This window comes from Pseudoalteromonas sp. MM17-2 (assembly GCF_022347945.1).
Classification (GTDB): domain Bacteria; phylum Pseudomonadota; class Gammaproteobacteria; order Enterobacterales; family Alteromonadaceae; genus Pseudoalteromonas; species Pseudoalteromonas ruthenica.
Genome location: NZ_JAKRFV010000005.1, coordinates 60,715 through 76,953, shown reverse-complemented (window position 1 = coordinate 76,953; position 16,239 = coordinate 60,715). Strand labels below are relative to the sequence as shown.

General features: G+C 48.4%; 15 protein-coding genes. 14 read left to right on the top strand and 1 reads right to left on the bottom strand.

The window, feature by feature from the left end; translation table 11 throughout:
• Entirely contained in the window at positions 1–327 is a 327-nt protein-coding gene (locus MHM93_RS06210; RefSeq protein WP_022946081.1) for a hypothetical protein, read from the bottom strand.
• Positions 328–758: 431 nt separating this feature from the next.
• On the opposite strand from MHM93_RS06210, the gene mraZ reads away from it, so the two are divergent.
• Genes mraZ through ftsA form a run of 14 tightly spaced genes read left to right on the top strand, consistent with a single transcriptional unit; the run spans position 759 to position 16,228 of the window.
• Entirely contained in the window at positions 759–1,217 is a 459-nt protein-coding gene (gene mraZ, locus MHM93_RS06205; RefSeq protein ID WP_045980475.1) for a division/cell wall cluster transcriptional repressor MraZ, read from the top strand.
• Positions 1,218–1,240: 23 nt separating this feature from the next.
• A complete protein-coding gene (gene rsmH, locus MHM93_RS06200; RefSeq protein ID WP_239448397.1) occupies positions 1,241–2,179 on the top strand; it encodes a 16S rRNA (cytosine(1402)-N(4))-methyltransferase RsmH in 939 nt (312 codons plus the stop codon).
• Positions 2,176–2,502 (top strand): cell division protein FtsL, encoded by a 327-nt coding sequence (ftsL, locus tag MHM93_RS06195; protein WP_022946078.1) that lies wholly within the window; start codon positions 2,176–2,178, stop codon positions 2,500–2,502. Before rsmH ends, ftsL begins: the two co-directional genes overlap by 4 nt.
• Positions 2,499–4,322 (top strand): penicillin-binding transpeptidase domain-containing protein, encoded by a 1,824-nt coding sequence (locus MHM93_RS06190; protein ID WP_239448396.1) that lies wholly within the window; start codon positions 2,499–2,501, stop codon positions 4,320–4,322. Before ftsL ends, MHM93_RS06190 begins: the two co-directional genes overlap by 4 nt.
• Positions 4,315–5,784: a UDP-N-acetylmuramoyl-L-alanyl-D-glutamate--2,6-diaminopimelate ligase gene (murE, locus tag MHM93_RS06185; protein ID WP_239448395.1), complete on the top strand. Its 1,470-nt coding sequence runs from the start codon at positions 4,315–4,317 to the stop codon at positions 5,782–5,784. Before MHM93_RS06190 ends, murE begins: the two co-directional genes overlap by 8 nt.
• Positions 5,784–7,169: a UDP-N-acetylmuramoyl-tripeptide--D-alanyl-D-alanine ligase gene (gene murF, locus MHM93_RS06180; protein ID WP_239448394.1), complete on the top strand. Its 1,386-nt coding sequence runs from the start codon at positions 5,784–5,786 to the stop codon at positions 7,167–7,169. The genes murE and murF overlap by 1 nt, the downstream gene beginning before the upstream one ends.
• Entirely contained in the window at positions 7,169–8,251 is a 1,083-nt protein-coding gene (mraY, locus tag MHM93_RS06175) for a phospho-N-acetylmuramoyl-pentapeptide-transferase (RefSeq protein WP_022946074.1), read from the top strand. Before murF ends, mraY begins: the two co-directional genes overlap by 1 nt.
• On the top strand, positions 8,251–9,579 hold the full coding sequence (gene murD / locus MHM93_RS06170) for a UDP-N-acetylmuramoyl-L-alanine--D-glutamate ligase (protein ID WP_239448393.1): 1,329 nt from the start codon (positions 8,251–8,253) through the stop codon (positions 9,577–9,579). The genes mraY and murD overlap by 1 nt, the downstream gene beginning before the upstream one ends.
• Entirely contained in the window at positions 9,573–10,787 is a 1,215-nt protein-coding gene (gene ftsW, locus MHM93_RS06165; protein ID WP_239448449.1) for a cell division protein FtsW, read from the top strand. The genes murD and ftsW overlap by 7 nt, the downstream gene beginning before the upstream one ends.
• Positions 10,784–11,839: an undecaprenyldiphospho-muramoylpentapeptide beta-N-acetylglucosaminyltransferase gene (gene murG / locus MHM93_RS06160; RefSeq protein ID WP_239448392.1), complete on the top strand. Its 1,056-nt coding sequence runs from the start codon at positions 10,784–10,786 to the stop codon at positions 11,837–11,839. The genes ftsW and murG overlap by 4 nt, the downstream gene beginning before the upstream one ends.
• A gap of 11 nt (positions 11,840–11,850) precedes the next feature.
• Positions 11,851–13,314 carry a UDP-N-acetylmuramate--L-alanine ligase gene (murC, locus tag MHM93_RS06155; protein WP_040643288.1) on the top strand — a complete coding sequence of 488 codons (1,464 nt, stop codon included), beginning with the start codon at positions 11,851–11,853 and terminating at the stop codon, positions 13,312–13,314.
• On the top strand, positions 13,311–14,222 hold the full coding sequence (locus MHM93_RS06150; RefSeq protein WP_239448391.1) for a D-alanine--D-alanine ligase: 912 nt from the start codon (positions 13,311–13,313) through the stop codon (positions 14,220–14,222). The genes murC and MHM93_RS06150 overlap by 4 nt, the downstream gene beginning before the upstream one ends.
• On the top strand, positions 14,223–15,002 hold the full coding sequence (locus tag MHM93_RS06145; protein ID WP_239448390.1) for a cell division protein FtsQ/DivIB: 780 nt from the start codon (positions 14,223–14,225) through the stop codon (positions 15,000–15,002).
• The gene (ftsA, locus tag MHM93_RS06140; protein ID WP_022946067.1) at positions 14,999–16,228 is read left to right on the top strand and encodes a cell division protein FtsA; all 1,230 of its coding nucleotides are present in this window, start codon (positions 14,999–15,001) and stop codon (positions 16,226–16,228) included. The genes MHM93_RS06145 and ftsA overlap by 4 nt, the downstream gene beginning before the upstream one ends.
• The last annotated feature ends 11 nt before the right edge of the window (positions 16,229–16,239 follow it).

The window sequence follows — 16,239 nt, the reverse complement described above, 5'->3', positions numbered from 1 at the left end:
TTATTTACGGCGAATAAGAGCGGTAACGGCCATGCCTGCCGCGAATGCCAGTCCCGCACATAGCAATGGATTTTCTTGCGCAAAGCGGCGACTGCGACTCACAGAGCTTTTCAAACTCGCTTCTAGCGCTTCGCGTTTCTCGTGTAGAGTCTCGGCAGACTCACTGGCATGTTTGCGCACATAGTCTTCCGCCGTGGCCGCTTTCTGAGCCACTTGGTCTACCGCAGCGTGGGCGGCTTTAGAGGCGCTTTCAGTAGTTGGAGCTGTGGGTGTGTGAGCTGAATTGCTTTGCGTTTGTTCAGCAGTCTTAGTATTAGCATTTGCCATGGTGTATCTCCTTTGATCTGACAGTTCACTGTTTTTAACGCAACTCTCATTCCAAGTATTAGAAGTCAACAAAATCAGCAGCTTAATAACATACGCAGATAAAATTGAGAGGGTAAGACTAAATACTTACGCACTCAGGCAGTAAAATTTACAAAGCGAAGATCACGGTATCACATGGAATGAATAAAAAATGAACATTTATTCCCTAGGTAAAAGTATGATCCACATTTTCCCACCGAATTCATAGACTTCCTTAAAACCCGCATATTATCTAGCTTTGCAAGAGGTTGTTGGATTTTTCATTGCTTGACAAAAAGGCTTGTCAAGCCCTAGACTGTAGTTCAGTGGGAAAATGTGGGTTTTAGTGGATCAATGTGGATCTTCACTATTACCGAAAACCAAAACAGCAACACTTGGACGGCATTTTATTTATGTTTCGCGGCGCCAGCACACTCAGCCTTGATGACAAGGGCCGATTTGCGATACCAACAAAGTATCGAAATCAGCTGCTTGCGGATAATGGCGGCGAAATTATCTGTACTATCAATTTAAGTGATCCCTGTTTATTGCTGTATCCCCTGAGTGAATGGCAAGTCATCGAACAACGCTTAGCGAGTTTGTCGAACATTAAGCCCAGAGCGAAGCGTATGCAGCGCTTGCTGCTAGGGAACGCGATGGATTATCAAGTTGATAAAAATGGCCGTGTGCTATTAGCTCCTCATCTACGCGACTATGCGCAACTAGGTAAGAAAATCGTACTCGTGGGGCAACTGAATAAGTTTGAAATTTGGGATGAGGCGCGCTGGCAGCAGCAAATGCAAGATGACATTGCTATCGAACTAGGACAAGAATTTGAACAGGATGAAGATCTCGCTGATTTTTCATTCTAACTCTAAAAGGCGCGAACACACGCATGAGCGAAGACTTTCAACATATATCCGTGTTAATGACGGAGACAATAGAGGCTCTGGCCATTAAACCTGATGGTATTTATATCGACGGGACTTTTGGCCGTGGTGGGCACTCTGGCGAAATACTCGCTCGTCTTGGTGAGCAGGGGCGCTTGCAAGCCATCGATCAAGACCCGAGCGCTATCGCTGCGGCCCAACGCTTTGCTAATGACTCGCGTTTTAATATTGCCCACAGTCGTTTCTCTCGTCTTGATGAAGTCGCCGAAGCACAGGGACTTACCGGCAAGGTCGATGGTATTTTGCTCGATATTGGCGTGTCCTCACCTCAGCTAGATGATGCCGGACGTGGCTTTAGCTTTATGAAAGACGGCCCCTTAGATATGCGTATGGACCCCTCTCAAGGGCGAAGTGCTGCGCAGTGGCTGGCAGAAGCAGAGTTAGAGGACATGGTCTTCGTGTTTAAAAAGTACGGTGAGGAAAAGTTTGCTCGGCGTATCGCAACCAAAATAATCGAGACTCGCGCCCACACTGACATTAATTCAACCGCGCAATTAGCCAAGCTGATTGATGAGGCGGTGCCTGTTAAAGACAAACATAAGCACCCAGCAACGCGCACATTCCAAGCTATTCGCATTTATATCAATAGTGAGTTAGAGGAAATACAGACGGCATTACAAGCTGCTCTGAAAGTATTGAAACCGGGTGGGCGATTAGTGGTGATTTCTTTCCACTCCTTAGAGGATCGCATTGTAAAACAGTTTATTAAAAAGCAGAGCAAGGGAGAGGCAATGCCTAGAGGTCTGCCGTTAACCGATGAGCAATTAAAACAACAGTTAACGCTCAAGGCAGTAGGCAAAGCCATTAAGCCGAGCGAGGAAGAAATCGCTCGCAACAGCCGTGCGCGCAGCTCCGTCCTTCGTGTAGCTGAGAGATTGGGATGAGCCAACAACAACTAAATCGCCATCCAAATCTCTTGTTAGAGATCTTGCGGGGACTATTTGACAATAAGATCACATTGGGGCTGCTTTTTCTTATTCTTATCAGTGCCTTGGCTATAGTGCAAGTCACTCATTTGTCGCGAGCAAAATTGATCGCTCAAGACCGCTTATTACAAGAGCGGGACGAATTAGATTTGAACTGGCGTTACTTATTAGTTGAAGAAGAGTTTTATTCTCAACATGCCCGCATCGAGCAAATAGCGAAAGAGCAGTTGGATATGAAGCGCCCCACCAGTGAAGACGAGGAAGTGGTAATAGTCCCATGAGAGCTGCAAAGCGTAAAAACAATGGTAACAACCTTATCACCTGGCGGTTTATGCTGGTCTGCGGTGCTGTGCTTATGGTGTTTGTCACCTTAGTTGCACGTGCCGCTTATTTGCAAGTGATAGAGCCGGATAAAGCGCGTAGCGAGAACGCCAAACGCACCGTGCGAGTAGAGAAGCTTCAAGTGCAGCGCGGTATGATTTTTGACCGTCAAGGCAAAGAGTTGGCGGTCAGCGTACCTGTTGTGAGTGTTTACGCTGACCCTAAGGCGATTGATAAGTACCTGCGCAAGAAGGTAGTGAGTCATACCAAAAAGCAGGGCCAAGATCCGCAAGATGTCTTGGACAGACCCGTCCACTTAAAAGATTTAAAACAAGCCTTCTATAAACAAGATATGCGCTGGCGTGAACTGGCCGATGTATTGCGGTTAGGACGTGCCCATGTCGATAAGCGCCTTACCGGTGATAAAGACCGCCGCTTCGTCTATTTAAAACGCCAAGTAACCCCTGCGGTTGCCAATTATATTGATGAACTCAACCTGCCAGGCGTGCATCTGCTAGACGAGTCTAAACGTTATTATCCAGCGGGAGAAATCACCGCTCATGTATTGGGATTTACCAATATTGATGGTCATGGCATCGAGGGCATTGAGAAACTCTATGATGAAGCACTGACGGGCACTGAAGGACGACGCACTATTCGTAAGGATGCGCGTGGCCGCGAAGTGGCGGTGCTCGACGAGCGTCAGCGCGTGGAGCCAGAAAATATCGAGCTATCGATTGATCAACGTATTCAAGTTATCGCATATAAGGCGCTGAAATCAGCCGTGCTCACCTACAAAGCAACATCAGGTTCGGCCATGGTGGTGGATGTAAAAACCGGCGAAATTTTAGCCATGGTTAACAGTCCCTCGTTCAATCCCAATAATTTAGAAGGTGCAGCGCCACATAAGCGCCGTAACCGCGCTATTACCGATTTATTTGAGCCGGGTTCAACCATTAAACCTTTGTCAGTGTTAGCTGGTTTAGACTATGGAAACATCCAAGCGAACGACACCATAGACACTTACCCAGGGTGGATGCGTGTGGGTGGCAGTCTAGTGCAAGATACCCATAACCGGGGTGAGATGTCACTGCGAGAAATACTCAAAGTATCAAGCAATATGGGGGTGGCGAAGATCACCCAAGATCTCCCTAAAGACTATTTTGTCGGTTTATTTGAGCGTGTTGGTTTTGGCAGTGATACCGGCACTGGCATGGTGGGTGAAAGCAGCGGCTTATTCTACCCTAATCGCCGTTGGTCAGATTTCGAAATCGCGACCTTATCTTTTGGTTATGCCATTTCCGTTAGTACCGCGCAGCTCGCGCGCTTTTATGCCACCTTGGGTTCGGGCGGTATTTCTCGACCACTGACGATTTTAAAACAACCACAACCTTTGCAAGGTGAACGCGTCTTTAAAGAAAAAGACGTGAATGCGGTAGTTGAGATGATGGAAAGCGTCTTTGAAAAAGGCGGCACGGCCTCAAAAGTGAAAGTGGATGGTTATCGTGTAGCGGCTAAAACAGGAACTTCTAAAAAAGCGGTTGCGGGTGGCTATGGCGATGAATACGTGGGGTATTTTGCCGGCCTTGGTCCGGTCAGTGATCCGCGATTAGCGGTTGTGGTAATGGTTAACGAACCCGGCGGCGATGTTTATTATGGCGGTGCTACAGCCGGCCCTGTATTTGCTGAGATCATGTCCAATGCGCTGCGTATTTTGAACGTAGCACCTGATTTAGAGCCCGTCGCTAACCTTGCAGAAAAAGGAGGTGGAGATGCGTAATCTTCGCGAAGTACTCGCACCTTGGGGCATAGGTACCGACATTGAGTTGGTCAATGAATTACAGCTCGATAGCCGCCGCGTCAATCGCGGCGATGTCTTTGTAGCTATTAAAGGCCATCAACTGGATGGCGGACAATTTGCTAAACAAGCCATTGCCGCAGGAGCTAATGCGGTTATTGCCGACAGCCGTTGTCAACTTAACAGTGATGATGAGCGCATTATTGTCGTGGATGAGCTTAGCCTGCGTCTTTCGCAGTTGGCGGCACAATTTTACGGCGAGCCAAGTAATGCCTTTGATCTGGTTGGCGTAACTGGCACCAATGGGAAATCGTCTACCACCTCATTTATTGCTACTTTAGCGCAGTACTGTGAGCTTAGCAGTGCCATAATCGGCACGTTGGGTTGGGGCGATGCCCAGCAGATGAATGCGCTGAGCAATACCACGCCGAGCAGTGTTGAGCTGCAACAGATTTTTGCCAAGTTAAAACAACAACAAAAACAGTTAGTGGCAATGGAAGTCTCCTCACATGGTCTTATCCAAGGCCGTGTTTCTAATAGCCATTTTCGTGCCGCTGTATTTACCAACTTGTCTCGCGATCACTTAGATTACCATGGCGATATGCAGAGTTACGCTGATGCCAAGCTGATCCTCATGCGTGATTGTAATGCGAAAATGGTGGTGCTTAACCAAGACGATGCGGTTGCCCAGGGGTGGCTAGAAAAATATCCATTTGATGACTTGGTTGTATACGGCCGTAAAACCTTGCCCCCTGAGCTCGGTCGGTATGTGTATTTTAGCGATATTCAGTTTTTACCTAGCGGTTTACGCGCGCAGATCAGCAGCAGTTGGGGAGAAGGGCAAATAGAGCTGCCACTGTTCGGGGAGTTTAACCTTTATAATGTGTGCGCCGCATTGGCAACATTGCTTGGCCTTGGTTATCCGCTGCCTGAGTTACTAGCTGGCTGTAAAACTTTGATGCCTATCGCTGGGCGTATGCAAGCGTATAGTGCACCACAGCAGCCCACCTGTGTGGTGGATTATGCCCATACCCCAGATGCTTTAGAGCTCGCATTACAAGCCTTGCGTCAACATGCACCTGGTAAAGTGACCTGTGTGTTTGGGTGTGGCGGTGACCGCGATAAAGGTAAGCGACCATTAATGGCCAAGGCGGCACAAAAGTACGCTGACCGTGTTGTGGTGACCAGCGATAATCCACGCAGCGAAGACCCACACACCATACTCGATGATATTAAAAGCGGTTTCAGTGCCAATATTGAAGCTCATTATGAAGTGGATAGAGCAAAGGCAATCGCCTTGGCGATTACACAAGCGGGCAGTGAGGACATTGTGCTCATCGCCGGCAAAGGCCACGAAGACTATCAAATCATTGGCGAGCAGACACTCGCGTTTTGCGACCGCACTGTGGTGCAGCAGTTATTGCATCAACAAGGAGGTAAATAATGATTGCCATGGATTTAAACTGGCTTAGCGACACCTTAGGGTGTGCCTACCAGGGCGAGAATTGTGCTGTCGAAAATATTAATACCGATACGCGTAGCTTATGTGCAGGGGAAGTGTTTTTAGCACTTAAAGGGCCGAATTTTGACGGCCATCAGTTTATTGATGTGGCTGAGCAACAAGGGGCCGTTGCGCTCATTGTTGAACACCCAGTAGATAGTACCTTGCCGCAACTGATTGTGGCTGATACACGATTAGCTTTAGGGCAAATCGGTGCTGCGGTAAAAGCCCAAGTCGCCCCTAAAACTATCGCTATCACAGGGAGCGTGGGTAAAACCACAGTGAAAGAAATGTGTGCGGCAATATTGGCACAAAAAGGTGAAGTGCTGGCGACAAAAGGCAACTTTAACAACGATATTGGTGTGCCATTAACCTTAATGCGTCTAGCGCCAAAACATCAGTACGCCGTTATTGAGTTGGGCGCGAACCATCTCGGCGAAATTGCCTACACCACATCATTAACTAAACCCGATGTGGCTGTAGTGTGTAATGTCGCTGAGGCACACCTTGAGGGCTTTGGCTCGTTAAAAGGAGTGGCTACCGCGAAAGGCGAAATTTTTTCTGGTCTCGGCGAGCATGGTTTAGCAGTCATTAATGCTGATAGCGAATTTAAACAGCAGTGGCTAGACGATTTGGGCTCACGTAAAGTGAAGCAGTTTTCCATGAGTCAGCAACTGGATGTATGGGCAGAAGATATTCATCTTGATGCTTTAGCCCGGGCGTCGTTTACGCTGTGTAACAGCAAAGAAAAAGTCGCTGTTGAGCTTGCTATTCCCGGTAAACATAATGTCACTAATGTCTTGATTGCTGCAGCATTAACGACCAGTGTCGGCTGCTCCTTACAAGAGGTTGCCAGCGGTCTTAAGACCATGCATCAAGCCCATGGCCGCGTTAACCTGATTGAGGTATCAAGTCAGCTCACAGTCATTGATGATAGTTACAATGCCAACGTCAAATCGGTGCAAGCCGCTATTGACCTACTCGCTGACGTTCAAGGCCACCGTGTACTGGCTTTGGGTGATATGAATGAGCTCGGTGAAGATGCCCGTGATTATCATCAACAAGTGGGTGAGTATGCAAAACAACGCGGTATTGAAGCCGTTTATTCTCTGGGCGTATTGAGCCGTTACGCCAGTGATGTCTATGAACAAGCCGAACGCCACTTTTCTGGGCGTGATCAACTCCTTGAGCAAATGCTTAAAGACTTACGACAGACACAACAAAAAACAACGGTAGTCGTGAAAGGATCGCGCAGTTCACGCATGGAGCTTTTAGTGGAAGATTTAGTGGCGCATGGCAAGCAGTTAGCCAGCGAGGGAGAGAAGTAATGTTAGTGTGGCTGGCTGAATACCTGACCCAATTTTATAGTGGATTTAATGTCTTTTCATATTTGACGTTGCGAGCCATTTTAGGAATTTTAACGGCGTTGTTGATGTCGTTGTACTTTGGGCCGAAATTGATCGTGGCGCTCCAGCGTATGCAAATCGGTCAAACCGTGCGTGATGACGGTCCACAATCTCATCTAAGTAAATCCGGCACACCCACCATGGGTGGACTGCTTATTCTGGGCGCTATTTTTACCAGCACTTTGCTGTGGGCCGACTTAAGCAATAAATACGTGTGGGCAACGTTGTTTGTAATTGGCTCGTTGGGGATCGTTGGGTTTATTGATGATTACCGTAAAGTGATTCGCAAAGACCCTAAAGGGTTAATCGCTAAGTGGAAGTATTTTTGGCAATCAGTCATTGCCTTAGTCGTCGCGTTTGCGCTTTATGCCAGCTCACAGCAAGCGGCGGAAACGGCGCTGATAGTGCCGTTTTTCAAAGAAGTGATGCCTCAGCTAGGACTGTTCTACATTGTCATGACCTACTTCGTTTTAGTTGGCACATCTAATGCGGTCAACCTCACCGACGGCCTTGATGGGTTAGCTATCGTACCGACTATTTTGGTAGCCTCAGCGTTGGCAATCATCGCTTATGTTACCGGTCATGCGAACTTTTCCAGCTACCTGCATATCCCTCATTTACCGCTGACCAGTGAGCTGGTGGTGGTGTGCACCGCCATTGTTGGCGCTGGGTTAGGCTTTTTATGGTTCAACACCTATCCAGCTCAAGTCTTTATGGGCGATGTAGGTTCCTTGGCGTTAGGCGGAGCACTGGGCATTATTGCCGTGTTGGTACGCCAAGAGTTGGTATTGGTGATTATGGGCGGGGTCTTTGTGATGGAGGCGTTGTCAGTGATCTTACAGGTGGGGTCCTACAAGCTGCGCGGTGAGCGTATTTTCCGTATGGCCCCCATTCATCATCATTATGAATTAAAAGGTTGGCCAGAACCGCGCGTCATCGTGCGCTTTTGGATAATTTCCATTGTATTAGTTTTAGCCGGTTTGGCGACATTGAAGATTAGGTAATGAGCTATTTAGACACGCTTAAAAATAAACGTATCGCGGTGCTTGGACTGGGTATATCTGGTCTGGGCACGGTGCGTTTTCTGCATGCTCATAATCTTCACCCAGTGCTTATTGATTCCCGTCAACAGGTACCAACACAATTGTGGCTCGACTCTCACGTGCCGCACTTAGAACGTCGCTTTGGCGATTTTGACAAAGCCGAACTGACGCAGTTTGATGTCATTATTATCGCCCCAGGCATAGCACTTAGCACACCACAAGTGCGCCAAGCAATTGCCGAAGGTGTTGAAGTGATCGGCGATGTCGAGCTATTTGCTCGTCTTAATAACAAACCTGTGCTTGCAGTGACAGGTTCAAATGGTAAGTCCACGGTGGTTTCACTGTTAGCTAAAGTACTGGAGTGCGGCGGCTTACAGGTGGGCTTAGGTGGCAACATTGGCACCGCAGTACTTGATTTGCTAGCGCAAGATATGGATGCGTATGTGTTAGAGCTGTCGAGCTTTCAGTTAGAGACAACAACCAGCTTAGCCGCGAAGTCAGCGTGCATCTTAAACCTGTGTGAAGATCATCTTGACCGCTACACAGGCATGGCTGATTACATCTGCGCCAAGCAGCGTATTTATCAAGATTGTCAGCTAGCTGTGTACAATCGTGGTGACGCAGATACCTACCCAGAGCATGCATCACAACAGCTGAGCTTTGCGTTGCATGATGCCGACTACCATATCATGCAACATCAGGGCGAGCGCTATTTCGCATACCGTAACTCGCCTTTATTGCCTTGTAGTAAAACGGTGTTACCGGGCAGCCATAACCAACTCAATGTGCTTGCAGTGATGGCGTTGTGTCATGATTTTCACTTTGATATTGGTGTGTTTGAGCGTGCATTGTCAGAATTCAAAGGCTTAGACCATCGCTGTCAGTACGTTACTACCTTAAATGATGTGCGCTATTTCAACGACTCAAAAGCCACCAATGTCGGAGCTACATTGGCAGCAATTAAGGGATTAGCCGCTGAACCCGGGCGATTGATTTTACTTGCTGGTGGTGATGCCAAAGGCGCGGATCTGATGCCACTGAAAGAAATCTTGGCCGAACAAGTCGCTGAACTCATCTGTTTCGGGAAAGACGGTGACGCCATTGCCGCGCTTAAACCAGGCAGTCATCGCGTTAGTGGCATGAGTGAAGCGGTGCAAAAGGCAAAAGCCTGCGCGCAGGCTGGCGATATTGTGCTGCTTGCACCGGCTTGCGCCAGTTTAGATATGTACAGCAATTACATGGCCCGGGGTAATGACTTTATTCAGCAGGTGTTGGAGGGGTCATCATGAGCTGGGAAAAGATCAAAGACTTATTCCATCTAAAACCTTCAGGGCAACTTTATGATGTGCCACTTATCTACGCGTTGCTGTGTCTTATTGGCGTAGGCTTTGTAATGGTGACCAGCGCCTCGATGCCGGAAGCGGAGCGCCTGTACGAAAACCCTTACCATATCATGATCCGCCAAGCTGTGTTTGTGGCCTTAGGCTTTGTGCTATTTATTGTCGCCATCAGCGTAAAAATGCAATGGTGGAAAGTAGCCAACCCTTATTTGCTGCTATTAGGTTTAGGTTTATTAGTACTGGTATTAATTGTCGGCAATGAAATCAATGGCTCGAAGCGATGGATCCCCATGGGGCCGATTAATATCCAAGCTTCTGAAGTCGCGAAGCTATTCTTTTTTAGCTACTTAGCTGGCTACCTCGTGCGTAAACGCGATGAAGTACAGGAAAATTTAAAAGGCTTTGTTAAACCCATTAGTGTGTTCATTGTCTACGCCGGATTGATTTTGTTGCAACCGGATTTAGGCACCGTGGTGGTGATGTTTGTCACCACGGTCGGGTTACTTTTCCTTGCCGGCGCGAAACTATGGCAGTTTTTCGCGCTTATGCTCTCTGGCATAGGTTTAGTCATCGCTCTTATTGTTTTTGAGCCATACCGCTGGGCTCGTGTGGTGGGTTTCTTGGAGCCGTGGGAAGATCCCTTTGGCAAAGGTTATCAGCTGGTTCAGTCGTTGATGGCCTATGGGCAAGGTGGATGGCTAGGCCAAGGGCTCGGCAACAGCGTGCAAAAACTGCAATACATGCCACACGCTCACAATGATTTTATATTCGCCGTGGTCGCGGAAGAATTAGGCTTTATAGGTGTATTAACCATTCTCGTACTGCTGGGAACCTTGGTATTTCGAGCGCTGCTTATCGGCCAGCGCGCCCTCAAAGCGAATAAGGAATATGAGGGTTATTTAGCTTTAGGAATTGGTATTTGGTTTGCTTTTCAAAGCATGGTGAACGTCGGTGCCAGCGCCGGAATTTTGCCAACCAAAGGCCTTACCTTACCCTTTATCTCGTACGGGGGGTCTAGTTTTTTAGTGATGGCCATTGCGGCGGGCGTGTTATTGCGAGTGGATTTTGAAACGAAAATGGCCACTAAGCAAGCAACACCGCGTGGTAATCGCCGAAGTGTCAGTGGCTCAACTTCAGCAGTTCAGGGGGCAGCATGAGTAAACGTATGGTAGTGGCTGCAGGTGGAACTGGTGGACATATCTTTCCGGGCATTGCCGTAGCCCAATACTTAACAGCGCGCGATTGGCAGGTATCTTGGGTCGGAACCGATGACCGTATGGAAGCCGAAGTAGTCCCTAAACACGACATCGAGATTGATTTTATCGATGTTCAAGGCGTGCGCGGGAACGGCTTAATGCGACTGTTCAAAGCGCCACTGATGATTCTGAAAGCGTTTTTTAAAGCGCGTCATATTCTCAAGCAGCGTCGTCCTAATGTGGTGCTGACTATGGGCGGCTATGTAACTGGCCCCGTTGGTTTGGCGGCAAAAAGTTTAGGCATCCCTTTAATTATCCACGAGCAAAATGCGGTCGCTGGCATGAGCAATAAACTGCTCGCTAAAATTGCCACGCAAACGCTTGGGGCCTTCCCTGGGGCTTTAGCCAATGATGATTTTAAAGTGCTGGGTAATCCGGTGCGCCAATCATTGATGCATATTGAACCTAAGCAGGTTGGCTCACCGGTTAACATGTTAGTTGTAGGTGGCTCTTTGGGAGCGAAAGTGTTGAATGAGGTGTTGCCTGGCGCTTTTGCTGAGCTTACCCAGAGTCATCCTCTTGCCGTGTGGCACCAAACCGGTAAGGCGCGCTCAGCGCATGTACAGCAGCAATATGATGAGCTAGGACTTGGAGCGAAAGTAACTGAATTTATTGATGATATGGACGCAGCACTGGCGTGGGCTGATGTCATTGTTTGTCGCGCTGGAGCGCTGACAGTCAGTGAAGTTGCAGCCGCTGGGCGGATGGCGCTATTTGTGCCGTTTCCACATGCTGTGGATGACCATCAAACCGCCAATGCAGAGTATTTGGTGCAAGGTGAAGCGGCATTATGTATGCAACAGAGCGACTTTAATCACAGCTCTGTGCAACAGCTGTTGATGCCATTTTTGCAGCAACCAGAATTAATGACCGAGATGGGTAAGCGCGCGAAAGCGCTCGCCAAGCTCGATGCAACCGCACAGGTTGCCAAACAATGTGAGCAGTATAGTTAATGACACAGGCAATGAGCACAGCCCCGAAATTGGGCAAGCAACAAGATAACGGCCAACGACCAGCGATGCGCCGCGTTGAGACAATTCACTTTATTGGCATCGGCGGTGCTGGTATGGGCGGCATCGCTGAAGTGCTGGCTTACGAAGGATATCGTATTACCGGCTCAGATATAGCCCAAAGTGCAATGACTGAGCGGCTGATTAAAGTCGGCGCAGAAGTGTTTATTGGGCACGACCAAAACAATGTTAAAGATGCGTCGGTAGTGGTGGTTTCCAGTGCTATTGACGAGCAAAACCCTGAAATTATTGCTGCTCGAAGTGCCCGTATTCCTATTGTGCGTCGCGCTGAGATGCTCGCTGAGTTGATGCGTTTTCGCCATGGTATTGCCATTGCTGGTACTCATGGCAAAACTACCACTACGAGCTTAGTAGCCAGTATTTTTGCTGAGGCCAAGCTCGATCCCACCTTTATAATCGGCGGCTTACTCAATAGTGCCGGCAGTAACGCGAAGGTTGGTGACAGTCGTTATTTAATTGCCGAAGCCGATGAAAGTGATGCTTCATTTTTGCATTTGCAGCCGATGGTATCGGTGATCACCAATGTTGAAGAAGATCACATGGATACCTATGATGGCAGCCTCGAAAAAATGAAAGACACCTATGTGGATTTCATACACAACTTGCCATTTTATGGTCTTGCCGTGGTGTGTATTGATTCTGAAGTCGCTAAAGAACTGATTCCCCGCTTCTCTCGTCAGGTGACAACCTATGGCGAACACTGTGATGCTGACTATCGGCTCACTGACTTTAGCCAGAATGCCAGCACCTGCTCGTTCACGGTACTGTCAAAACAGGGTGAGCGTCTCGACGTGACCTTAAATATGCCCGGCAAACACAATGCCTTAAACGCCACCGCAGCGATTGCTGTAGCAAAGGATGAAGGCATTAGTGATAGCGCTATTCTCAGTGCTTTGCAGAAGTTTGAGGGCATCGGTCGTCGTTTCCAGCATTATGGTGAGTTCACCAACGAGCGTGGCAAAGTCATGCTTATTGACGATTATGGCCATCACCCGAGTGAAGTCGCAGCCACTATTAAAGCAGCGCGTGACGGCTGGTCGCAAAAACGCTTGGTGATGATTTACCAACCACACCGTTATAGCCGTACCCGCGATTTGTACGAAGATTTTGTTAAGGTATTGAGTGATGTTGATCAGCTGATTTTGCTTGATGTTTATGCCGCCGGTGAAGAGCCTATTGTGGGTGCTGATTCTAAGAGTTTGTGTCGCAGTTTGCGCCAGCGTGGTAAAGAGCCATTGCATGTGGCTGATCACAACGAGTTGGCCCGTGTTCTGGCGACCACCTTGGCTGATGATGACTTAGTGATCACCCAAGGAGCAGGCAATATTGGTCAGCTAGTGAAGAAGCTGGCGGCTACTGAGCTACAAATAAACCAACTTGAGCAGGTGTCGTCATGAGTCGAGATTTCGGTAAGGTAGCCGTTCTACTTGGGGGCTCGTCGGCTGAGCGCGAAGTATCGCTAAAATCAGGTAATGCAGTGCACAACGCGCTTGTTCAAGCGGGTGTTGATGCTCACCAGTTTGACCCCGCACATCAACCTCTACACGAACTCATGCAAGGCCAATTCGCACGGGTGTTTATTGCCCTGCATGGTCGCGGCGGAGAAGATGGCACCTTACAAGGCGCTCTGGAATTCATGGGCTTGCCTTACACCGGGTCGGGAGTATTGGGCTCTGCGTTGGCTATGGATAAGGTGCGCTGTAAACACTTATTCCAGGTAGCGGGACTGCGTACCTCTCCTTATGTTGTGGTCGATAAAAACAGTGCCTACGACAGCCAGGCGATAATGGCAAAACTGGGTCACGTGATGGTTAAGCCCTCTCATGAAGGATCCAGTATTGGTATGGCTGAAGCTCATACTGCACAACAGCTAAAGCAAGCATTGCAAGACGCTTTTCAGTTTGATGATCAAGTGCTGGTGGAGCAATGGTTAAGTGGCCGCGAATTTACTGTGTCGATTTTGGCTGATAAGGCCTTACCTGTGATTGAAATGCGCACTCCCAGTGGCTTTTACGACTACCAAGCCAAATATCAATCCAGCACCACTGAATACTTTTGCCCTGCTGATATCAGTGCTGAGCAAACAGCACAGTTACAAGAGATGGCGCTTCATGCATTTAATCTTGTTGGTGCCAAAGGATGGGGACGGGTTGATGCAATGCAAGGTGATGACGGCGAGTTTTATTTGCTAGAAGTGAATACCGTGCCAGGGATGACAGAGAAATCCCTAGTACCCATGGCCGCCAAAGCGCAAGGTATTGAATTTTCAGAGTTAGTACAACGCATTTTGGAGCAGACCCTGTAAATGAGTGAACTGAGAGAGAAGCTTACCAACTTAAAAGAGCGTACCAACTGGTCGCTACTCTTTGGTGTGAGTTTCTTTCTGTTGGTGCTATTCGTGGTGATTAAACTGACCTTTAATTTCTCCGATTGGTTGGTCCAAGATAAAGACGCGCGACTTAAGCAACTGCAGGTACTGGGTGAGCCACACTACACCGAAGAGCGAGATATTATTACCGCCATTAAGCAAGCCGATCTGGATAGCTTTTTTGAGCTTGATGTAAAGCATGTTCAGCAATTAGTGACTGAACTGCCATGGGTAGCCAGCGCCTCGGTGCGCAAGCAATGGCCAGACACTTTGCAGGTGTATGTGGTTGAACACCATCCCGTTGCTTATTGGAACGATGACATGCTGCTCAATACGAAAGGGCAGGTTTTTTCTGCCCCCACCAACAAGGTGAATACCCAACTGCCGAGCCTATTTGGCCCAGAGGGCAGCGAAGGAGAGGCGTGGCAAACGTTTGTGCGCTTTAAAGAGTTGTTTGCTGTCAATGGCCTTAACCTTACGAGCTTGGCGCTTTCGGAGCGCTTTGCTTGGCAATTATGGTTAGATAACGGCATTCGCTTGAACTTAGGGCGTGAAGAGAAAGCTAAGCGGGTGCAGCGATTTATTGATGTCTATCCACACTTGAAAAAACGTCAAGATGTGCGAGTAGATGTTGTCGATTTACGATATGATACCGGCCTTGCGGTGCAGTTTAAGCCGCTGGATATAACGGAAGAAGAACAAAAGAGTAAGGCATGACCAAGTCAGTAGAACGTAACCTTGTGATCGGTTTAGATGTGGGCACTGCAAAAGTAGTTGCCACCGTCGGTGAGATCACCGATGACAATAAGCTCAGCATAGTCGGCGTCGGCCGCCAGGTTTCGCATGGCATGGATAAAGGGGGGGTGAACGATCTCAACCTTGTTTCCGAGTCTATTCGTCGTGCCATCGATGAAGCTGAGCTCATGGCTGATTGCCGTATCAGCTCAGTGTATTTAGGTATTTCTGGTAAGCATATTCAATGTCAGAATGAAACCGGTGTTGTGGCGATTAATAACACCGAGGTCACCGACGAGGACATCGATAACGTCATTCATATTGCACGTTCAGTGCCTATTTCTGCGGAGCGCAAAATGTTGCATGCATTGCCGCAGGAATACAGCATTGATATGCAAGAAGGCATTAAAAACCCGTTGGGCATGAGCGGTGTGCGCATGGAAGCTAAGGCGCATATTATTACTTGCTCAAATGACATGGCCAAAAACATTGAGAAATGTGTTGAGCGCTGTGGCTTACAAGTCGATCAGCTTATCTTTAATGCCCTTGCATCATGCTACTCAGTACTCACTGATGATGAGAAAGAACTGGGTGTTGCGGTGTTAGATATCGGTGGTGGCACCATGGATATCACTATCTACATTAATGGCGCGCTACGCCACTCCGCAGTGATCCCTGTCGCTGGAAACCAGGTGACTGGTGATATCGCGAAAATTTTCCGTACGCCAATTTCGCACGCGGAAGCGATTAAAGTGCAACACGCCTGCGCGAGCAGCCAAATGGCCAGCAACGAAGAGCAAATCGAGGTACCTAGCGTAGGCGGCCGCCCAGCACGCATTATGTCGCGCCACACCTTATCAGAGGTAGTGGAGCCGCGTTTTAGAGAATTATTTGAACTGGCGCTCGAAGAAATTCGGCGCTCAGGCTTAGAAGATCAAATTGCCGCAGGATTGGTTATTACCGGCGGTAGTTCGAAGATGGCCGGTGCCCTGGAAGTGGCTGAAGACATTTTCCAGATGCCGGTACGTATCGGCAGTCCGATAGGGATAAGCGGATTGACCGACTATGTAAATGATCCCTCATTTGCAACCGCTGTAGGTTTGTTACAATATGGTCGGACCATGCAGTCGATCAACGCAACAAAAGCGAAAGCAGACGAGGGTAACTGGTGGAACCGAATCACGAAGTGGTTCCAAGGCGAGTTTTAGTGCTCAAGTCG